Consider the following 20,968-nt stretch of genomic DNA (forward strand, 5'->3'; position numbering starts at 1 on the left):
GCCGGGCGCATCGCCTCGGACGCGGGCCATGTCACACGTCGGCGGCTCACACCGCCGGTGCCCCCGTCTCCTTCAGCACCCCGTCGGCCAGCCGCAGCCGGCGGCTGATCCCGATCTCGGCGAGGAACCGCTCGTCGTGGCTGACCACCATGAAGGCGCCCCGGTAGGAGTTGAGCGCGCTCTCCAGCTGGCCCGCGCTGACCAGGTCGAGGTTGTTGGTGGGCTCATCAAGCAGCAGCAGATGCGGGGCCGGCTCCGCGCACAGCACACAGGCCAGGGTGGCGCGCAGCCGCTCTCCGCCGGAGAGCACACCGACGGGCAGGTGGGCCCGCGCGCCCCGGAAGAGGAACCGGGCGAGCAGGTTCATCCGCTCCGCCTCGGGCCGCTCGGGTGCGAACGCGGCGAAGTTCTGTGCCACGGTGCGGTCCAGGTCCAGCAGGTCCAGGCGCTGCGACAGGTAGGCGATCCGGCCGTCGTTGCGCGTGATCTGCCCGCCCTCGGGGGCGAGAGCGCCGGTGACCAGCCGCATCAACGTGGTCTTGCCGGCGCCGTTGGGCCCGGTCAGGGCGATGCGCTCGGGGCCCCGGATACTCAACTCGACGCCGCCCGCCGCGAACACGTCCTTGTCGCCGAGGCGGACCTGCATGCCCCGGCCGAGGAACAGGTTGCGGCCGGCGGGCACCTGGGTACCGGGCAGCTCCAGCGTGAGCCGCTGCTCCTCGCGCAGGGCCCGCCCGGCCTCCTCCAGGCGGGCCTTGGCATCGCTGACCCGCGCGGCGTGCATCGTGCCGGACCTGCCCGCGGCCTCCTGCGCGCCGCGCTTCATGGTGCCGGCGAAGATCTTCGGCAGACCGGCGTTCTTCAGGTTCTTCGCGGCATTGCTCGCCCGGCGCTCGGCGCGCTCACGGGCCTGCTGCAACTCCCGCTTCTCCCGCTTCAGTTCCTGCTCGGCGGTGCGGACGTTCTTCTCGGCGACCTCCTGCTCGGCGCGCACAGCCTCCTCGTACTCGGTGAAGTCGCCCCCGTACAGGCGTAGTTCGTCGCTGCCGAGTTCGGCGATGCGTTCCATGCGGTCCAGCAGCGCACGGTCGTGGCTGACCAGGAGCAGACAGCCGTTGAAATCCGACAGCACGTCGTAGAGCTTGTGCCGGGCCTTGAGGTCGAGGTTGTTGGTCGGCTCGTCGAGCAGAAGGACGTCCGGACGCGTGAGCAACTGGGCGGCGAGGCCGAGGGAGACCACCTGGCCGCCGCTGAGCGTGCTCAGGCTGCGGTCCAAGGTGAGTTCGGCCAGGCCCAGACGGTCGAGCTGGGCGCGGGTGCGCTCCTCGATGTCCCAGTCGTCACCGATGGCGGCGAAGTGCTTCTCGTCGACGTCCCCCGACTCCACGGCGTCCAGAGCACGGATCACCGCGGCGACGCCGAGGACTTCGGCCACGGTGAGGTCGCCGGTCAGGGGCAGGGCCTGCGGGAGGTAACCGAGCGCACCGTTCACCGACACCGAGCCGGCGGCGGGCTTCAACTCACCGGCGATCAGCTTGAGCAAGGTGCTTTTGCCGGAGCCGTTGGGCGCGACCAGGCCCGTACGGCCGGGGGGCAGGGAGAAGGACAGGTCGTGGAAGACGGGGGTGTCGTCGGGCCAGGCGAAGGAAACGTTCGAGCAGACGACGGCGGCGTCGGACATGAAAATGACCTCGAAGGTACTGAGGGCAGGGCTAGACCTCTGCCCTGGGCAGACGTGGAAGAAGGAGGTGCGACGAAACGGACCACCTCGGCAGCAGCGCTTCCGAGCGCCGGCCGGTGGCCGTCAGATCCGGATCTCACCCGGAGATGTCGTCTTCACCCACCACGTCTGTGACTCCTCGCTGTACGTCCAGGTCGCCCACCAGCATAGCGACCCGTTCTCCTCTCCCTTCTCCTCTCTCCCCGTCGCCCCTTTCCGTTCTCCCCGTCGCCCCTTTCGGTCGCCCCTTTCCGTGATCGCGACCGGCGGTCCTGCTGCCGGCGCACCTGAACCGCTGGTGACGGAATCGCTCACCGCTGCGGCGCAGCGGATGGAGAGTGCACGCCTGAGGCAAAGCCGGTCCGCGCACCGGGCGCACTCCTACACCGGGAAGCGCACCCCGGTCAGCTCCTGCGAGATCTGCCACAGCCGATGCTGCGCCGCCTCGTCACAGGACTGCGCGTTCGACGTCACCGCCTTCGGGTGCCCCTTGCTCTGAAGGAAGCCGCCGGGGCCGTAGTACTGCCCGCCTTCGACCGCCGGGTCACTCGCCGCACGCAGGATCGGCCACGCACCGCGGTCGGGGCTCTGGATCAGCAGCGGCCGTACCAGGCCGGCGAACAGGGCCCGCCCCAGACGGCTGCGGTCGGCGGTGGTGCGCCGGGACCCCCCGGTGTCGGCGCCGCCGGGATGGGCGGCCACCGCGATGGTGGCAGCGCGTTGCGCGAGCCGCCGCTGCAAGGCGTAGGTGAACATCACATTGGCCCGCTTGGAGTGCGCGTAGGCCGCGGTGGGGTTGTAGGGGCGCGTGGTCCAGTTGACGTCGCCCAGGTCCATGGGGCCGCCCTGGCGGTGGCCCATGCTGCTGACGGTCACGATCCGGGATCCCGGCACCTCGAGCATCCGCTCGAGCAGGAGCCCGGTGAGGGCGAAGTGCCCGAGATGGTTGGTGCCGAAGTGCAGCTCGAATCCGTCGGCCGTGCGCCGGAGCTGCTTGGCGTACATGATCCCGGCGTTGTTGATCAGCAAGTCGATGCGCAGGCCCGCGGCGCCGAGGGCCTCGGCCGCGGCGCGTACGGACCGCAGGGAAGACAGGTCAAGGCTCTGCACGGTGATCCGGGCCCCGGGAACGGCCGCGGCCAACCGCTCCTTGGCCTGTGCGCCCCTCGCGGTGTCCCGCACCGCCAGCACGACGTGTGCGCCCTGCCGGGCCAGCACCAGCGCGGTCTCGAAGCCGATGCCGGTGTTGGCCCCTGTGATCACAGCGGTCCGGCCGCTCTGGTCGGGGACCTGCTGGGCGGTCCATTGCTCATGGGCGGATCGGGACATGGCTCCTCCGGACGGGCCGATCGGACGCGGGACAGGGCAGGGCATCGCACCACCCCATGGTGAATGACATTCACCTCGTGGTGAATAGTGTTAACCTAAGGGGCGTGACAGTCAAACGACGCCCCAGCGGGCAGCATCACGGCGATCTGCGCAACGCCCTCGAGCAAGCCGCCCTCACGCTCGTGCAGGAGCGCGGGCCGCACGGTTTCACGCTCGCCGAGGCGTGCCGCCGGGCAGGGGTCAGCGTGTCGGCTCCGTACAAGCACTTCGCCGACCGCGAGGCCCTGCTGGCGTCGCTGGCCCTGAAGGGCTACGAGGAGCAGTACCGCCGCTACCGGGCCGCGGTCGCCGGCAGCGCGGACGTGGCCGAGCAGATGGCCGCCTTCGCCGCCGCGTATGTGACGTTCGCGGCCGAGGAACGCGCCCTGTTCGACATCACCTTCCTGGCGGGACTCGACAAGAGCCGCCATCCCGAACTCGCCGCAGCGGGCAAAAACCTCTTCGACATGCTGGTCCCCATCGCCGGACGGGTCACCCCCGACCAGGACACGGCACTCGATCTGCTCACGCGCATCGCGGCCGCGGCACACGGCCTGGCCCTCTTCCTGCAGCAGGGCATGCTCCCCGCCGGCCGCGACCACCTGACGCACGCCACGGACCAGGCGGCCCACTGCGCCCGCGCCCTCGTGGCCCAGCAGACACACACCGCCCACTGACCCCCGAGCCGCCAAGGAGACCGCCGTGCACGCCTCGTACGCCGGCTACGACCACACCGTCGAGCGCATCGCCCACGGCAGATACATGAGCCTGACCACGTTCCGCAGGGACGGACGCCCGGTCGCCACCCCGGTCGGCTGCCTCGTCTCGGGCGGGACGCTCTACGTCCTGACACCGCCGGACACCGGCAAGGTCAAGCGGATCCGCAACAACAGCCGGGTCACCATCGCCCCGTGCACCATGCACGGGACCGTCCCGCCCCATGCGCCGGTCGCGCAGGCGAGTGCCCGGCTGCTCGACGAGGAACAGACCCGACACGTTCAGGATCTGATGGCGCGCCGATTCGCCGTCTTCCGCCTCATACGCCTGGCCGACCGGCTCCTGCGCCGGCGACGCCCGCTCCTGGCCATCGCCGTGACCGCATGACGGTCAGCGCGATGAGGGGGCGCCGGGCCGGATCCGCAGCGCCGTCTCCGCGCCGACATCCGCGCCGGGGCTTCACACCCACACGCCACCTTCCCTGACCACGCCGCCCACACCGTCCCGTCCCCTGTACCGACGGCATCGCATTCCTGCTTGTCCGCACCTGGGCAGTTTCATTTGGGTCAGCCGGTCGTTGTGCGGGTGTGCCGTTGACTCACGCGCCATGGGCGCGGATCGAGCCGCTCCTTTCGAACCGGACACCCGAGCGCGTGGCCGCCGGTGAGTTCAGCGGGAGGCGTTCAACGCGGTCAGCCTTCACGCTCCCACCTGCAAGGCAACGGATTCAACCTGCCGCAGGAGGACGGCTACGGGCGGGAGCGACCCCCACCGGTTGCGAATCCGCCCGGCCCGGCCGCGACCCCCGCTTGCGCCCGCACCGGACAGAGCCCCTGCCGCACACTCCCCCTGCCGGGCGCGGCCGTGGACCACACACCGCCGCACACCCGCCGGGCATGCCAACTCCCGCCGAACGCTGTTGTCATATGCCGTGCCGTGGACTGCCGTACCACTCAAGGGGCACATGTGCGCCCCGATTCACTCCCGTGCCAACAGGGACGCCCGCGCCCGTCCGTGCGGGCATCTCCCCGCCGCGGGCGCCGGGTCAACGGGCCGCCCGGCGGCCACTGATGTTCCGCACATATGGCACCACCAGCGACAACACCGGCTAAAGTGCGGTGGCAGCACCCTGACGCATGCGTGCCTATCCGACTCTCACCAACGCACCGGACGCCGGTCGCGTGCCCGGCCCTGAAGCTCAACTCGAGCCACAGGTGTCACTCAAGTGAAACAACAGGCTCTACTCACCCGTACTATCTCTCATCCGGGCTGTTCGCAGCAGTTACTATCGCTGACCTTTGGGCAGCAGCCCCGAAACGCACAAGCGCAGGGCTCACGTTTGCGCCCGCGCTCCACAGGACCGGCTCATGTGGCCGGCACAACGGAAAGGCCCGACACCATGTCGCAGAGCACCACTGCCGCCGCCGGACTGTCATCGCAGTACGCCGCACAGGTCACCAGCGACCTCGAGCGCAACGTCAAGGAGCAGGAGCGCATCAGCACGGACATCGCCGCGCTGCAGCAGGAGTTGGCCTCCCTGCAGACCGACCACTCCGTGCTGGTCAACGTGCAGCAGGCGCTGGGCATCACGTCGGCCCCCGTCCAGCCCGCGGTTACGCCGGAGGCCACCACCGTGCCCGCCCCCCGTGAGAAGGCCTCCGCCGAGCCCGGCACCGGCAAGCGGGCACGGGCGAAGAAGACCGACGCCCCGGACACCGACAAGAAGCCGGCCGCCCAGAAGCCCGCGGCCAAGGCTGCACCCAAGGCTGCGGCCAAGTCCGCTGCCAAGGCTGCGACCAAGACCGGGTCCAAGACTGCGGGCAAGGTGGAGACCGCGAAGGCGGCCCTGCCCACCCTGGTCGAGCTCATCCGCCGGCACCTGACCGAGCAGAGCGAACCGCGCTCCGCCGCCGAGGTGACCACCGCACTCGACCAGGCCCACCCCGAGCGCGGCATCAAGACCACCGTCGTGCGCACCACCCTGGAGAACCTCGTGGCCCGCACCCAGGCCCACCGCACCAAGCAGGGCAGCTCCGTCTACTACACCGCCCCCACCGAGCAGGACACCGCACCCAAGGCGGACGAGGCGCAGGCCGAAGCGTCGAAGTAACCCTCGCACCGGGCGGCATGCTGCCGCTTCGGCGGCAGCCTGCCCGACCGCACCCACCACTGGGACGCTGCGTATCGGACGTCGTGGACGCTGTGCATCGCACGCCGGCCGGCAGGTGTCCGGGCGTGAGCGTCGTGGAGCGTCCGGTGCCCGGCAGCCTGCACAAACCGTTTCGGGCGGATGGTCCCGGCGCCGCCGATGCACCCGCACGGCGGCGGCCTGCGCCGGCATGAAGACCGTCAGATGCCGACCTCCCGCTGCACCGTCCAAGACACCGACACCGGCCGACGACATCGCTCCCAGCACGGGCCGGCGGACCACAAGCGCTTACGCGGCACGCGCAATCCGTTCGCCGGCCGCGCACGGCCGTTCCACCGGTACGGCGGCAGAGCCGAGACTCGTGGCCATGAAGCTTCTCGTGATCGGTGGATCGGTGTTCGTCGTGCGGGCCTTCGCAGCGGAGGGACTGCGCCGCGGCTGGGAGGTGACCGTCTTCAACCGGGGCCAAACCCAGGCCGACCTGCCCGGCGTCCGCGCCCTGCGCGGGGACCGGACCGACGAGGCGGATCTCGCCGCGCTGGCCGCGGCCGGGCCCTACGACGCAGTGGTCGACGTCTGCGGGTATGTGCCTCGCGAGGTGGCGAAGTCGGCTGCCGCGCTGGCCGAGCACGCCGGCGCCTACCTGTTCGTCTCCACCATCAACGTCTATCCCGGCTTCCCCGCCCTGCCGACCGACGAGTCCTCCCCCCGCCACGGTGGCACCGCCGATGCCGGGCCGGAGGGCGGCGACTACGGCTGGCTGAAGGACGGCTGCGAGAAGGCGGTCCGGCGGGCCTTCCCCGGAAGGGTCGTGGTGCTCCAACCAGGCCTGATCGTCGGGCCGCATGACCGTGCCCGGCGCACCACGGCCTGGCTGCGCCGCGCGGCACGCGGCGGGCCGATGGCCGTCCCTGGTACGCCGGACCGGCCGCTGCGGGTCATCGACGTGCGCGACCTCGCCGCCTTCGGCCTCGGCCTGCTGACCGGCGCACCGAAGGACGATGCCGAGGACTACCTGGTGCCCGGTGCACCGGACAACGGAAACTGGGGCGACTACCTGGATGCCTGCGTCGCCGCCACCGCAGGCCGGGCCGAGCTCGTCTACATCGATGACCAGCTCTTCGTCGACCACGAGGTCGAGCCGTGGACGGAGCTTCCGCTCTGGTTGCCGCCGGACCCGCAATTCGCGGCCGCCTGGACGACTTCGTGCGCGAAGGCTCTGGCCGCCGGCCTGCACTGCCGCCCGATCGCGGACTCGATACGCGACACGGCCGCCTGGCTGTTCGCGCCCGGCGGTGAACAGGAAGCCTTCGAGGATTACCGGCACTTCGGCGCGTGGACGCCGTTCCTGTCGGCCGAGAAGGAGCAGGCGATTCTCGCCGCCCACGCAGCCAAGCAGCCTCAGACCGAATAAGCGCCCCTACGGCTGCGCTTGTTCGGGCCCGCGGTGCCGCACCGGGAACGCCCATCGAGACAAGGCGCAAGCGCCGCCGTGCTGCCCCACCGCCTCCGACCCCGCGTGGCCAGATGCCGCCACATCACCACCCGAGCGACACCGCGACGATCAAGACCACCCTCGTGCGCACCACCTCGCAGAACCTCGTGGCCCGCACCCAGGCCCACCGCACCGAGCAGGGCAGCTCCGTCCACTACACCGCCCCACCGAGCAGGACACCACACGCCAGACGGACGAGGCACAGACCGAAGAGTCGCAGGAACCAGCGCGCCGGTCGGACGCTCGCGCTCACCGCGATCTTGTTCGTGGCCACCTCCGGGTGCACAGGGCGGCTGAACCTTACGAGACAGTCGCGGTACCACTGGTACCATTAGTGCCATGTCGGATGCCAAGGCCATGAACCTGCGCTTCCCCGACCCTGAGAAGCGGGCGACTATTGCCGCGGCCGCGAAGCAGGAGGGGGTCAGCATGCAGGAGTACATCCTCTCCGCCGCCTACGCGCGGGCGACCGCCGTCGAGCAGCGGTTCCTGGAAGGGTTCAAGGAGTCGAAGGCCCGCAGCGGCGCGGCCTTCGCCGCTGAACCCAGCAGCATGGATCCCAGCGAGGAACAGCGGGCAGCCGAACAGCAGGCACGGCAGGAGATCGAGAGCCACGGGCAAGGGCACGCCGCGTGACCGACCCCGGCCCCCACCCGCTCGACGTCGCGTTCCTGCTGCACGCCGCCGAACTCCTGGACGGTGACCCCCAGGTCGACGACTACGGCCCGCTCTACGCCGCGGTCGCCCGGGTCAACGCACGGGCCATGGAACGCGACATCTACGGGTCCCCGTACCTCAAGGCAGCCGCGCTGCTGCAGACCCTGGCGAAGCTGCCGTGTCTGGAGCACTCGGGCGAGGCCTTCGCCTGGCACGCCACAGAGGCCTATCTGATCCTCAACGAGCACCGGATCGCGTATCCGCCCAAGGCAGCCGTCGTACTCGTACGGGACGCCGCTTCCGGGGCCCTCGGAGTGGCACGGATCGCCCAGCAGTTGCGCGCCTGGGCCGCCAACTGACCGCCCTCGAAGGGGCACGATCACCGGGAAACACACTTCCGGATTGCTGTCGCCCGCCCGGGCCACCGGCCTGCTGCTCCTCGACATCATCGAAGGACCCGGCCCATGCCGTGATGGACACCGCCCGCTCCGGCGGCGAGAATAACCGTCCACCACACATCAAGACTTCTGCCCGGTGATGGAGTCGGTGCGGGGCGCGTGTCCCCTCTCCGCACCAGCACTGGACGGTTCCAGGCGGCGACACGGGTCGGTACATTCGGGCACCGACGACCCGGGCGGGCCGTCCCGCCGGGCAGCGAAAGGGACTCGCCGTGCCCACGGCGAACTACCGCCCGCTGCTGCGGACCCCGGGCGCCGCAGCCTTCTTCCTGCCCGCATCGCTCGGACGCGTCGGCGTCGCGATGACCGGCCTCAGCCTCGTCTGGCTCGTGCACAGCCGCACCGGCAGCTTCCTCGCGGCCGGCCTGGTCAGCGCGGCGTTCGCGGTCGCCGAAGCGCTCGGGGCGCCGCAACTGGCCCGGCTCGCGGACCGGTTCGGGCAGAGCCGCATCCTGCCGCCCGCACTGCTCGCCCACGCCCTTGCAGTCGCTGTCCTCGCCTGTCTGGTCGCCGCCGGTGCCTGCGACGTGCTGCTGGCCCTGGGCGGTGCACTGGCCGGGGCCGGCGTCCCCCAGCTCGGCGCGATGTCCGCCACGCGCTGGGCGGCACTGCTGCGTCCCGGCCGGGCGGCGGAACTGCCCACCGCGTTCGCGCTGGAGTCCGTCAGCAACGCGGTCGCCTACCTCGTGGGCCCTGCGCTGGTCAGCGCACTGGCCGCGGCCGGACATCCCATGGCCGGCACGGTGCTGGCCGTCTCCTTGTCGGTGGCCGGCGGCCTGCTCCTCGCCGCCCAGCGCGGCAGCGCGCCCGCACCGGCCGCCCGCAGCGCCCCGCACAGCAGGAGCCGGTCGCTGCTGCGCGGCGACGTCTTCGTACTGATGGGCCTCAATCTCGCCATCGGGGTCTACTTCGGTGCCCTGCAGGTGTCGGTGACCGCGTTCGTGGTGGAGCACCGCGCACCGGGCGCCGCCGCCCCGATCTTCGCCGTCTCCAATTGCAGCGGCCTGCTGGCCGGATGGCTGTACGGGCTGCGCCGGTGGCGTGCCGCGCCGCCGGTGCAACTGCTGCTCACCACCGGCGCCTTGATGCTCGGCACCTGTCTGCTGCTCACGGCCGGCTCACCGTTCGGGCTCGGATGGGTCGCGGTGCTGACCGGCGCCACGATCCCGCCCCTTCTGGCGCTCTTGTCCCAGCTCACCGAGTCGACCGTCCATCCGTCGGTCCTGACCCAGGCGTTCTCCTGGCTCGGCTCCGCCAGTGCGGCGGGCTCGGCCGCCGCGGCGGCCGTCTCCGGCTGGGCGATCGACGCCCTCGGGTCACGCGGCGGCTTCGCGGTCACCGCCGCGGCGGCCACCGCGATGACCCTCCAAAGCCTCGCCGGCCTGCGCCTGCTGCACCCGCCGACGGGCCGGTCGACACGAACGCAGCCGACACCGCAGGCCCGATGGCGGTCACGAACACGGAACTCGAGCCGGTGACCGGCCTTAACGCCCCGCCCGGTCAAGACGCCCGACGGCTTCTGAGCCTGAAGAGGCCGCGCCCTCACCGCAGTACCGCGGAAACGGCCCGCGACCAGCCGCCGCGCCCACAGGGCAGCTCAAGCCGCCTCGGGCCGCCCGGCGTGCAGGCCCGCGGCGGGCCCGTGCACGTCCTCGAACAAGAAGGTCTCGTCCTCTTCGTAGTCCGGGGCCTGGAAGGGGTTCGTTGCCGCGGGCGGCGGCGCCGCGGTGGAGCAGCGCGGTTGCTCTTCCAGGGCGGAAAACAGCGACGTCAGGTCGATGAGCGGTCTCTCTTTCGGTACAGGCCCGCCAAAACAGGGGGGCCTGGCGTGCCGTGACCGGGCACAGCGGTCCTACAGCTTGGTCATCTTGGCGTACGGGCTCACGATCCGCACATGCTCCGAACCGAAATTCACGAGCACCGCGGTTCCGTCCTCGATGCCGATCACCCGGCCGAGACCGTACACGTCGTGGGTGACCTGGTCGCCCACGGCGAAGTACTTCGGAGCCGGTGCGACCGGGGCCTTGAAGGGGCTGGTAGGCAAATGACGCTTAGGGGCAGCAGGCTTTGTCATCGCCCCTAGTATGCACCCGTGCGAAGTACCCGTGTTGACGCCGGAGGCGGCAACAGCCGCTGATCGGGCCCCACTGCGGCAGAAGCCGGGGCCGACGGACGGGCGAGTCGGGCGGTTCAGCCGCACCAAAGGCCGAACCCCCCGTACCCTTCATGGTGTCTACGGCGTCACATAGCGGGCGCCAAACCCTGGAGGCAATACCCCGTGCTGATTGCTCAGCGTCCCTCGTTGACCGAAGAAGTCGTCGACGAATTCCGCTCCCGGTTCGTGATCGAGCCGCTGGAGCCGGGCTTCGGCTACACCCTCGGCAACTCCCTGCGCCGTACCCTGCTGTCGTCGATCCCCGGTGCCGCTGTCACCAGCGTCCGCATCGACGGCGTCCTGCACGAGTTCACCACCGTGCCCGGCGTCAAGCAGGACGTCACCGATCTGATCCTCAACATCAAGCAGCTGGTCGTCTCCTCGGAGCACGACGAGCCGGTCGTGATGTACCTGCGCAAGCAGGGCCCGGGTCTGGTCACCGCCGCCGACATCGCGCCCCCGGCCGGTGTCGAGGTGCACAACCCCGACCTCGTCCTCGCCACGCTCAACGGCAAGGGCAAGCTGGAGATGGAGCTGACCGTGGAGCGCGGTCGCGGCTATGTCTCCGCCGTGCAGAACAAGCAGGTGGGCCAGGAGATCGGCCGTATCCCGGTCGACTCCATCTACAGCCCCGTGCTGAAGGTCACCTACAAGGTCGAGGCGACCCGTGTCGAGCAGCGCACCGACTTCGACAAGCTGATCGTCGACGTCGAGACCAAGCAGGCCATGCGGCCGCGCGACGCGATGGCGTCGGCCGGCAAGACCCTGGTCGAGCTGTTCGGTCTGGCGCGTGAGCTGAACATCGAGGCCGAGGGCATCGACATGGGTCCGTCCCCGACGGACGCCGCGCTCGCCGCCGATCTGGCGCTTCCGATCGAGGAGCTGGAGCTCACGGTCCGCTCCTACAACTGCCTCAAGCGCGAGGGCGTCCACTCCGTGGGTGAGCTCGTGGCGCGTTCCGAGGCGGACCTGCTGGACATCCGCAACTTCGGTGCGAAGTCCATCGACGAGGTCAAGGCGAAGCTGGTCGGCCTGGGCCTGGCCCTGAAGGACAGCCCGCCCGGATTCGACCCGATCGCCGCCGCCTTCGACGCGGACCAGGACGCGAGCACAGGGTTCGTGGAGACCGAGCAGTACTGACCTACGGGCGTCGGGTCGCGGAAAGCCGGCAGCACCGGCCGACCGCACCCGGCCCCCCAAGGGCCGACCGGCAAAAGGGCAGACGCCCGAGTCCTTGGAGCCTGATCAGGACGGCGAGGGCGTCCGCCCTCCCTCTCCCCCACCGGGCGGCTGATAACGCGTCGTGATCCGCTGTGCCCATGTGCGCCTCAAAGTACGTAGCGATGCATATGGGCCGATCATGCAACTGGGCCCGCGCGGAGGATCGGCTCGCTACCTCGCGCGGTGAGCAGAGTGAGACTTGTCCATCGGCTCCAAGTGCGAGTATGTCTTCCCCCGTGACTCAGCGCAGACTTCGCCAACTCCGGTTACCCGCACGCCTGACAGCAGCAATAGTGCTGGCGCCACTTGCTCTGACAGCGTGCGGGAGCCATGGCGGCACACAAGCCGATACCCCCGCCGCACGCCGGTCGACGGCCCTGCCACCGTCGACGGCTGCGGACCCGTCGGCGGTGGCCGCACCCCACCGGACAGGGCAAGTCGACGAGCCCTCACCCCGATCGACGGACGCCGACGACGCGTTCGCCGCTGCAGGGCGTGAGGCCGACGAACAACGCGCCGCCGCAGCCGCCGACGGAGACCCGGTCGCCCCCAAGGACACCCACATCCCGGCCCCCGACGAGTACGGCTTCGGGAAGCCGGCCGCCACCGCGCAACACGGTGAAGTCGTCGCCTACACGCCGCGCCGGGAGTCCGGCGGCCTGATCGTCCCCCTCACCATCCACAACGCAAGTGACGACCGCGTCACCTACCGCGTCAAGATCACGGCAGTCGGGGGAAACCAGGACTCCCCTGTCACGGTCACGAGCCGAGCAGACAACGTCTTCCCCAAAACCACGTGGCCGACCGAGGTCGATATCACGGCAGCAGGCGCCGACACCAGCCCCGCCGACCTGCGGATCAGTCTGGAAGTGGTACGGGACGCCTACCCCTTCGGCGACTCCCACTGACTTCCCCGCCCGGTCCACCCCGCCCCGTCCTGTTCACCGGCCCGGTGCCGCAAGCAACGTTCGCCTCCCGGAACGCCGACTGATGGTCGGCCAGAGGCGTACACCCGTCGCCGGCAAGGACCTGTGACGGGCCGTACCCGCACAGGGTGCCGGGGTGTTCAATCGGCTTGAGGTCACTGCGTTGCCGCCGGGCCCCCGATGGGCTGCCCGGTTGCAGGTCCGGATCGACGGCGAGGAAGGGTGGCACAGGCGGTCGGAGAGGGCGGCCGCGGCCCGTTTGCGCAGGAGGTGCTGCCCGCCGACGGCCGCGGTCCCCTCTGGGCGACCGGCGAGGGGCGACGTGTGGTGCTGGGCGAGCCGGAGTGCACGGGTGGATGCTGTGGCTACCTGTCCGTGTTCGTACAGCGTCGTGGCCAGATCGTGGAGTGGTCCGACTGGGAAGGGCCCTTCGACCAGGTGCGGCCCCCGCGTTCCATTTCGGCGCTGATCAGTACGACGCCGAACGGACCCGCGTACTGGCAGATCGGCGGCGGCAGGTCTGGAGGGAGCGATCGAAGCGCGTCGCACGGCCCCCCCTGCGCGCCGCCGAGGTTCCCCGAACAGGGGGCACGGCGGCCCGGCGGGATCATGTAACGGATTCGCTGCAGCCCAAAGACCGCTGGGGTTTCGGGTCGGATCCGAGGCGTAGCGTGCGCGCTCGTGGATGAATTGATCTTCAGAGTGAAGGACCGGCACCGCCCGCCCTGGCGGCAACTTGTGCCCCTGTACCTCATGTGCGTCCTTCCAGGGGTCTTCTTCTTCCGCGTCGTCGACACGGTGACCGCCTCCTGCGTGTGCGGCGCGTTCCTCGTGCTCTGGGGTGTGAGCTTCTTCCTCGTGCGCCGCAGTGGGACCGCGGTCGGGGCCGAGGGCATCACCATCAGCTGGGGTGTGGGACGTGGTCGTACCCACCCCTGGGATCAGATCCGGTGGGTCGACGTACGCGAGACCCGGACCAATTCGGGGACGGTACGCACGGCCCGGATCACCCTCGCAGGCGGGCGGCGCCGCTCACTGCCGGCCCTCAGCCACGGCAATCTGTATCCCCTCCCCGACTTCGACACCGATGTCCGGCGAGTCATCAACTGGTGGGAGCTGAGCACCGATCCGGCGATGCGGATCCAGCCGCCGAGGCGGACGCGGGACCGGCTGACGCCGCACGCGCTCGGCGTCATCCTCGGGCTCGTCATCACGGCCGTCATCGTGATCGTCGTCCTGGCGCAGAACTAGGCGGTTTCGTTCGGATCGTGAAGAATTGGCTGTCTGTAGGCCAGGCCGATCGGGGCGAGGTGTGAACGAGCAGGGGGTCGGATGGCGCTGGTCATCGAGCTTCGGCGCGGGGTCTCGGCTTCGCGGACTAAACGAAAGGCAGGGCCGCACCTCACGACGGGCACGCTGGAACGGATAGTCGTGGATGACGAGTTCTGGACGGCCCTCGAGAGACTGGGACGGCACCGGCTCCCCACCCTGGCCGACGTCGATCCCTACGGGGACACCACGCTGCACGGTGAGGCAGTGGAGCGGATGGTGCGGGAGTTGGAAGGTTCACATCGTGCTCGGCTGAGGGGTGCCGAGCACGAGGCCATCGCGACGCTGCTGGCCTGGGCCTTGCGCTGCCGCGCGGACAGAGACCTGCGGATTGCGTTCTCGGGCGATTAGCCCGCCACTCTCTGATCCTCTGATCGCTGGTCCGGGTGGGTTGTTGACTGACGGGCAGTGGGCGCGGATTGAGCCGCTGCTCCAGGACTGCACCTGGAAACGGGGTGGCCGCTGAGTGATTGTCAATCCTGTGGATCATTGTCTGCGCCAGCGATGTTCGGGTGGGTGCCCCGCGTGTCGACGAGCGCGGTTCGTTTGTGACACTCGTCCTCATGACCAGCAGCAACGCCCTTGGCTTCATACAGATCGTCGACCCGGACGAGATCACTGACGAGCTGAAGCAGACCCTCGTGGACTGCTGGATCGAGGTGAGCAATGCGGGCGGGGCGGCCGGGTTCCCCTTTCCGCCGGTGGATGCCGCCGAGGTCACCGCCGCCCTTGACCGCATCATCGAGAACCTGGCTCCACCGACCAGCCGCCTTCTGATCGCCCTGGCCGATGGCACCGTCGCGGGCTGGCTGAACATCCGCCGCGATCCCCACCCGCCCGTCGCGCACTGGGGCACGATTCACCACGTGCAGACCCGGCTCGGCGTGCGGGGCCAGGGGATCGGCACGGCATTGATGCGCCGGGTCCGTGAGGTCGCCCGCGATGAGATGGGCCTGGAGCAACTGCACCTTGCCGCACGCGGTGGTGTCGGTCTCGAAGAGTTCTATGGCCGGCTCGGCTGGAAGGAGATCGGCCGGTGGCCCGGCGCTCTGCGGCTGGCCGCCGATGGCGATCGCGACGAGGTCCTCATGATGTTGTCGCCTTTGTGACACCAGCACCCTCGGGTGACATCGTGCTGCACGTCTTTCGGTCAGGCCGGCAGTCGAAGACAGCGGCAGCCAAACGGGAGCGATGATCGCTGCTCGCGCCGCTGGAGGAGGTCGAACGCAGGGGCCAGGAGCAGTAGAAGCGCAGCGGCTCCGTTCGTGACCTCCAGGACGTCGATCGGAGCGTGTTGTGACAGTCTGCTCGCGTGGACGACTTTGCTGGTACCCAGGCCCCGGGCTGTCGTTTGATCGACCCGGCCGAGTCGGTCGCGGAACTCGAACGGGTGCTGCCCGGCCTGGTGGCCCACCGTCTGCCGACACCGGTGCGTGTCGATTGGCCTCGTCTGGAGGGCCTGTTGGGGACGGCCCTGCCCGCCGACTACAAGCTCCTCTGCGAGCTGTACCCGACGTTCGAGCTGAGTGACTTCATGCGCGTTGGCGGCCCGGCGCCAGGCGCCGAGGCAGGATGGGTCCAAGACACCCACGAAGAGTTGGAAATCGTCGCCGAGTGGTGCGAGGACGCCGACTTGGCCGCCCCGATGCATCCTTACCCCGCGCCGGGCGGGCTGCTTCCCTGGGCCACCTCCAACCAGGGGGACTTCTTCTTGTGGACCACCCTCCCCGCCGGGCCGCAGGAATGGATGGTCACCGTCGCCTCGCGCAACGGTGCGTGGTGGCACTACACCGGTGGAGCGGTTCAGTTCCTGGCTGATCTGGTGAGCGGTGTCCTGGAGCACTGGGCACTGCCGGCAGTGCGACCTGAGATCACCTGGGTCCATCGACCGGGCGGCGGTGGCAGATGAGGACCGCAGCAATGCCGGAAGGAAATCAGGCGTAGCACCGCCGCAGTCGGCATCTCCCCCCCCCGACCGCACTGCCCTGATCCGCCTGATCGGCGTGGTGTAAACGGCCCCCGGGACGGCTCAGGAGAGCGCTCGGCTCGCCATCGTGCCTGCGCGGCGCGGCAGCCTCGATGAGGGCTTGGGTGCTGTCTTCGTGCCCACTCGGCACCGGTCGGCTGTGGTCGGTATTCCGCGGCAGTTGCACGGGACTGTTTATGACGGCGGGCTCTGGTTACAGGCTCGGACGGGGCTGCGGCCACCAGGGGCGAGATGCGGAATTTCCCCAGTGCGGAAGGAGCTCCCATGACTGCAGTGCCCAGCGTGCGACGCGCCGACGACTGCGGGGCGTGGGCAGTGGTGATCCTTACCGGTGAGGTGGACCTGGCCCTGGTACCGGCGCTACGGGAAATCGTCGACGCACTCATAGCCGACCGTCGCGCGCGCATGGTGCTGGACCTGCAACGCGTGTCGTTCATGGATTCGTCCGCTCTGGGCGTGCTGGTGTACGCCATGCGGCGGGCCGATGCGCTGGGCGGCGCGCTGCGGCTGGCGGGCCCGTGCGAGAAGGTGCGGCGCATGTTGGAGCTGACGGGGCTGGACACCGTGGTCGGGGTTTTCGCCGGCGTCCCGGCGGCGTGTGATCGCCCGGGTCTGTGAAGGCGGATGAGAGGGCTTGCTGGAACACAGCAGGATGCGGGCACAATGCACAGAGTGAAGAGCGGGCCGAGAGAAGACGACGCTATGGGCGTCGGCGTGGACGAAGCGTTGATGTCGGTGTTGTTCGCCGCGGCGGACGCCGGTCTGTATGCCGTCGACGACGAGGGCACGGTGATCGCCTGCAACCCGGGGGCCGAACGGCTGCTGGGCTACGAGCCGGGCACCCTGATCGGGGTCAACGCCCACCGCACTCTGCACCCCTCGAACGCAGAGTCGGCGGCCGTGCCCGTCCAGCGCCCGATCCTGCAGGACGTGGCGCTGGGCAAACGGATCAGTGGCGAGCGCGCCGTGCTGCTGCGCGCCGACGGCACGCCGCTTGCGGTGTGGTGGACCGCGGCTCCGCTGCCCACGGCGGAGGGAGGCGATCACGGTGCGGTGGTCGTGTTCCAGGACGCGACCGCCCAGCGTGCGCGGGAAGGACGCCGGGCCGAGCGGTACGCGCTCAGCGAGACGATGCGCGAGCAGGCCGAATACGATCTGGCGGAGACCACCTGGCTCGGTGAGCTGACGCTGGCCATGACCACCACCCTGGACGCGGACGAGGCGCTGCACCGCCTGGTGCGCCAGCTGGTGCCCCGCCTTGCCGACACCGCTCTGGTCAGCTTGGCCGACGGGCACACGCATCGCCTCGCGGCTGCCGCCCACCACACGCCCGACGTACTGCCCAGCAGTCCCTGCGACGAGCCGGCGCCGCAGCACCCCGCCCATCATGCGGCCGTCACCCGCGTCATCGAGGGAGCCGGTACCCAGCACCTGAGCGACCTCGCACCCGCAGCCGGCGGCGAACCCGATCTGCTCACGCTCGTGGAAGCTGAAGAGGCGCTCGTCCTTGCGCTGCGGCTGCACGCCACGACCTTCGGCGCGCTGACCCTGGCCCGCTCATCCGCCAGCCCTCCCTTCAACGAAGCCGACCGCGTCCTGGCGGACGAGGTGGCCCGCCGCATCAGCCTGGGCCTGGACAACGCCCGCCTGCACGCCGCCCAGGCCAACATCGCCGCAGCCCTGCAACGCGCCCTGCTCACCGACCTGCCCGACGTCGCGGGGATCGAACTGGCCGCCCACTACGAGCCGGCCCAGCACGCAGCCGAGGTCGGCGGCGACTGGTACGACGCCTTCCTCCTCGACGACGGCGATCTCGCCATGGTCATCGGCGACGTCACGGGCCACGACATCCAGGCCGCCTCCCGCATGAGCGAACTGCGCAACATGCTCCGCGCCTTGGCCGTCGACCGCCCCCACGACCTCCCCGGCCAGATCCTGCGCCGCCTGGACACCGCCCAGGCCCGCCTGACCCTCGCCGACTCCGCCACGGCGGTCTTCACCCGCCTGCACCGGACCACCAGCGGGGCCTGGCTGGCGTCGTGGTCCGTGGCAGGCCACCCCCCACCCCTGCTGGTCACCGCCGACGGAAACGCCCACTACCTCGCCGGGGCACACAGCATGCTCCTGGGCCTGCGCCCCACCATCGAGCGCCCCACCACCCACACGCGTCTGCCCGCCGGCGCCACACTCCTGCTCTACACCGACGGCCTGGTCGAATCCCGCACCCGTTCCCTCGACGACGGCATGACGCGCCTTCGCCAGCACGCCACCACCCACCGCCACCTGCCGCTGCGCCAACTGTGCACCACACTGGCCCGTACCCTGGGCGACCCCCGCGACGACATCACCCTCATCGCCGCCCGCACCCCCACCCGGCCACAGAACAGCTGACCTGCGCCGGAGCGCACTGAAACGCGCGCGGTTCAGCCGATACAGCAGCGAACGGGCACGGTTTGCTCGGTCCCTCACCGCCCACCTGCGCGCTGAGAAGGTGGGCGTGGTGATGCCTGCGGTGACTGCGGGAAGGAGACCGTAGAGCCCAGGGAGATGTCATGGCACGGGATCGGATGTGGCTGGCCGACGTTCTGGGCGCGGCAGAGAATGCCGCGCCGGTGGAGTCCCTCGACGTGGTGGCGCGCAGTCTGCGCGACCGGTTCGGTGCGCGGTACGCGTCGTTTCTGTTCGTCGACATCGCCGGCCGGAAGATGATCAGGTTCAGCAAGGACACCGACTCCCAGCGAGGACGCCGCGCTGATCAGGTTCCTCTGGCAGGCAGCGTCTACGACGAAGCCCTGCGCACCCAGAAACTCGTGCAGGCGCACGATGACGGACGCGGCCACCGGGTGCTCGCCCCGGTCACCAACCGCGGCGACGCCATCGGCGTGCTGGAACTGTTCCTGCCCCAGATCACGCAAGAGGTGCTGGACCAGATCGGGGAAGCGGCGCACGCGCTGGCGTACATCCTGGTCACCGACCGTCGCTTCACCGACCTCTACCACTGGGGCCAGCGCACCAGCCCGGTCACCCTGGCGGGCGAGATCCAGCGCCAACTCCTGCCTGCGGCCCCCTCCTGCGAAGCCTCGGAGTTCGCCCTCGCCGCCACCCTGGTCCCCGCCGACAACTGCGCCGGCGACACCTACGACTACACCCTCGACCACGACACCCTGCACCTGTCCATCACCGATGCCATGGGCCACGACATCGAGGCCGCCCTCATGGCCACCCTCCTGATCAGCGCCTCCCGCGGCGCCCGCCGCGCCGGAGCCGATCTGGCCGAGCAGGCCCGCCGGACCCACCAGGCCCTCCTCGACCACGGCCGCAGCACCTTCGCCACCGGCCAACTGCTGCGGATCGCCCTGGACGGGACCAGCGCACAACTCGTCAACGCCGGCCACCCCTGGCCGCTGCGCCTGCGCGACGGCAGGGTCGACGAACTGCACATCGCCGTCAGCCTGCCCTTCGGGATCGCATCGGCCGCCCCCTACCGCGTACAAGAACTCGATCTGCAGCCCGGCGACCGATTGGTGCTCTACACAGACGGCATGCAAGAACGAGGGGCAGAATCCCTCAACCTGCCCGAACTCATCCACGACACAGCCACCGACCATCCACGCGAGGTTGTACGCACCCTGACCTCCGCGGTCACCGATGCCTCGGACGGGCACCTCGCCGACGACGCGACCGTCCTCTGCCTGGACTGGCACGGCCCCCAGGCCAAGGGCCGCCACGCATGGGCCGGCGCCGGCATCTGATGGGGGCCCCGCCCGAGCCCAGCGTCACCTATCGCTTGCGCGCACTCGCCAGAGCGTGCAGGAGACCAAGGGCAGATAAGAAGGGCATGAGGCGGGCAGGCGTGCACAGACACCATGCCGGCACTGGCGAGAGGGAGGACGGTATGGACTGGCGAACGTTCGCGCAGCAGATGGCCTCCATGGCACGGGACCTGCTCTCCCAGAAGACGGTCGACGAGACCCTGGAGCGGATCACCCGCTCGGCCACCGAACTGGTGGAAGGCTGTGACGCGGCCGGCATCCTCGTCCTGCACGGAAAGCACGTACAGACCCTCGCTCCCACGGACGAACTCGCCCGCGCCAGCGACGAGCTCCAGGAGCGTCTCAGCCAGGGCCCCTGCTTCGACGCCGCCCGCACCCGCGAAAGCGAACGGATCTTCCGTATCTCCGACGTCACCCACAAACAGCAACGCTAGCCCGACTACGCTCCCGCGGCCCGTGAACTGGGCATCGGCAGCATGATGGGATTCCTGCTGTTCACCGATGACGAAGATTTCGGTGCGCTCAACCTCTACTCCCGTCGTCCGGGCGCATTCACCGAGGCCAGCGAGACGGCCGGCTGGCTGCTGGCCTCGCACGCCGCGGTCGCCTTCTCCAGCGCCCGAACCGCTGCCCAAATGCACCAGGCCGTTGCCACCCGCCACGTCATCGGCGAAGCCATGGGCATCCTCATGGGCGGCCACCAGCTCACCGAAGAGCAGGCCTTCGACGTGCTGCGCCGGTACTCCCAGGAAAAGAACATCAAACTCCGTGAGGTCGCGCGCCGCGTCTGCGAACAGGGCAGCCTGTAGATCCAGCGGCGGCGCGGCTGACGACCGCCTGCCAGGCCGGGTCCTGACGGCATGCGGATCACGCAGGTCGCGGCACGCCGGGGTCGGCTATGGATGTGCGCTGCTGTGGGCGTACGCCAACGAAACCTCCACGTGCCGTTCGTCGGTCCCATCTGATCGCGCAGCACGGACTGGCGCAGCGTGGCGAGCAGGCTTCCCGGCGGG

At 70.0% G+C, this 20,968-nt stretch carries 19 protein-coding genes and 1 pseudogene; 17 read left to right on the plus strand and 3 right to left on the minus strand.

Features of this window, described 5'->3' with window-relative positions; genetic code table 11:
- Window positions 1-46 precede the first annotated feature (46 nt).
- Both ACSHXN_RS46520 and ACSHXN_RS46525 read right to left on the minus strand, forming a co-directional pair.
- Window positions 47-1,681, minus strand: a complete 1,635-nt coding sequence (locus tag ACSHXN_RS46520; protein ID WP_438306402.1) for an ABC-F family ATP-binding cassette domain-containing protein — start codon at window positions 1,679-1,681, stop codon at window positions 47-49.
- Between the two features lie 420 nt (window positions 1,682-2,101).
- Complete coding sequence (locus ACSHXN_RS46525) at window positions 2,102-3,049, minus strand: oxidoreductase (protein ID WP_438306401.1); 948 nt, start codon at window positions 3,047-3,049, stop codon at window positions 2,102-2,104.
- 104 nt (window positions 3,050-3,153) lie between these two features.
- Between ACSHXN_RS46525 and ACSHXN_RS46530 the strand changes: the two genes are divergently transcribed.
- From ACSHXN_RS46530 to ACSHXN_RS46560, 7 genes are all read left to right on the plus strand, one after another.
- On the plus strand, window positions 3,154-3,765 hold the full coding sequence (locus tag ACSHXN_RS46530) for a TetR/AcrR family transcriptional regulator (protein WP_356114646.1): 612 nt from the start codon (window positions 3,154-3,156) through the stop codon (window positions 3,763-3,765).
- A 25-nt stretch (window positions 3,766-3,790) separates the two neighbouring features.
- On the plus strand, window positions 3,791-4,192 hold the full coding sequence (locus ACSHXN_RS46535; protein WP_438306400.1) for a PPOX class F420-dependent oxidoreductase: 402 nt from the start codon (window positions 3,791-3,793) through the stop codon (window positions 4,190-4,192).
- Between the two features lie 1,012 nt (window positions 4,193-5,204).
- Window positions 5,205-5,915 (plus strand): hypothetical protein, encoded by a 711-nt coding sequence (locus ACSHXN_RS46540; protein ID WP_438306399.1) that lies wholly within the window; start codon window positions 5,205-5,207, stop codon window positions 5,913-5,915.
- 406 nt (window positions 5,916-6,321) lie between these two features.
- Window positions 6,322-7,368 (plus strand): NAD-dependent epimerase/dehydratase family protein, encoded by a 1,047-nt coding sequence (locus ACSHXN_RS46545; protein WP_438306398.1) that lies wholly within the window; start codon window positions 6,322-6,324, stop codon window positions 7,366-7,368.
- Window positions 7,369-7,788: 420 nt separating this feature from the next.
- Window positions 7,789-8,085, plus strand: coding sequence for a type II toxin -antitoxin system TacA 1-like antitoxin (locus ACSHXN_RS46550; RefSeq protein ID WP_355141079.1), 297 nt, complete (start codon window positions 7,789-7,791; stop codon window positions 8,083-8,085).
- Window positions 8,082-8,465 (plus strand): fic family toxin-antitoxin system, toxin component, encoded by a 384-nt coding sequence (locus ACSHXN_RS46555; RefSeq protein WP_356295255.1) that lies wholly within the window; start codon window positions 8,082-8,084, stop codon window positions 8,463-8,465. The genes ACSHXN_RS46550 and ACSHXN_RS46555 overlap by 4 nt, the downstream gene beginning before the upstream one ends.
- A gap of 311 nt (window positions 8,466-8,776) precedes the next feature.
- On the plus strand, window positions 8,777-10,042 hold the full coding sequence (locus ACSHXN_RS46560; protein WP_438306397.1) for an MFS transporter: 1,266 nt from the start codon (window positions 8,777-8,779) through the stop codon (window positions 10,040-10,042).
- Between the two features lie 374 nt (window positions 10,043-10,416).
- On the opposite strand, the gene ACSHXN_RS46565 is transcribed toward ACSHXN_RS46560, so the two are convergent.
- Window positions 10,417-10,638, minus strand: coding sequence for a hypothetical protein (locus ACSHXN_RS46565; protein ID WP_355141085.1), 222 nt, complete (start codon window positions 10,636-10,638; stop codon window positions 10,417-10,419).
- Window positions 10,639-10,842: 204 nt separating this feature from the next.
- On the opposite strand from ACSHXN_RS46565, the gene ACSHXN_RS46570 reads away from it, so the two are divergent.
- From ACSHXN_RS46570 to ACSHXN_RS46615, 10 genes and pseudogenes are all read left to right on the plus strand, one after another.
- Complete coding sequence (locus ACSHXN_RS46570; RefSeq protein WP_356114650.1) at window positions 10,843-11,859, plus strand: DNA-directed RNA polymerase subunit alpha; 1,017 nt, start codon at window positions 10,843-10,845, stop codon at window positions 11,857-11,859.
- Window positions 11,860-12,350: 491 nt separating this feature from the next.
- Window positions 12,351-12,848 carry a hypothetical protein gene (locus tag ACSHXN_RS46575; protein ID WP_438302311.1) on the plus strand — a complete coding sequence of 166 codons (498 nt, stop codon included), beginning with the start codon at window positions 12,351-12,353 and terminating at the stop codon, window positions 12,846-12,848.
- A gap of 699 nt (window positions 12,849-13,547) precedes the next feature.
- Entirely contained in the window at window positions 13,548-14,117 is a 570-nt protein-coding gene (locus ACSHXN_RS46580) for a PH domain-containing protein (protein WP_438302312.1), read from the plus strand.
- A 180-nt stretch (window positions 14,118-14,297) separates the two neighbouring features.
- Window positions 14,298-14,546 carry a hypothetical protein gene (locus ACSHXN_RS46585; protein ID WP_356114653.1) on the plus strand — a complete coding sequence of 83 codons (249 nt, stop codon included), beginning with the start codon at window positions 14,298-14,300 and terminating at the stop codon, window positions 14,544-14,546.
- A 212-nt stretch (window positions 14,547-14,758) separates the two neighbouring features.
- Window positions 14,759-15,304, plus strand: a complete 546-nt coding sequence (locus ACSHXN_RS46590; protein ID WP_356295266.1) for a GNAT family N-acetyltransferase — start codon at window positions 14,759-14,761, stop codon at window positions 15,302-15,304.
- 203 nt (window positions 15,305-15,507) lie between these two features.
- A complete protein-coding gene (locus ACSHXN_RS46595; protein ID WP_356295269.1) occupies window positions 15,508-16,104 on the plus strand; it encodes an SMI1/KNR4 family protein in 597 nt (198 codons plus the stop codon).
- Between the two features lie 342 nt (window positions 16,105-16,446).
- Window positions 16,447-16,800: an STAS domain-containing protein gene (locus ACSHXN_RS46600; RefSeq protein ID WP_355136627.1), complete on the plus strand. Its 354-nt coding sequence runs from the start codon at window positions 16,447-16,449 to the stop codon at window positions 16,798-16,800.
- Window positions 16,801-16,896: 96 nt separating this feature from the next.
- Entirely contained in the window at window positions 16,897-18,573 is a 1,677-nt protein-coding gene (locus ACSHXN_RS46605; RefSeq protein WP_438302313.1) for a SpoIIE family protein phosphatase, read from the plus strand.
- A gap of 161 nt (window positions 18,574-18,734) precedes the next feature.
- Entirely contained in the window at window positions 18,735-19,934 is a 1,200-nt protein-coding gene (locus tag ACSHXN_RS46610) for a PP2C family protein-serine/threonine phosphatase (protein WP_438302314.1), read from the plus strand.
- 143 nt (window positions 19,935-20,077) lie between these two features.
- Window positions 20,078-20,764, plus strand: a pseudogene (locus ACSHXN_RS46615) (GAF and ANTAR domain-containing protein).
- The last annotated feature ends 204 nt before the right edge of the window (window positions 20,765-20,968 follow it).

The organism is Streptomyces sp. HUAS TT11 (assembly GCF_051553595.1).
GTDB lineage: Bacteria > Actinomycetota > Actinomycetes > Streptomycetales > Streptomycetaceae > Streptomyces.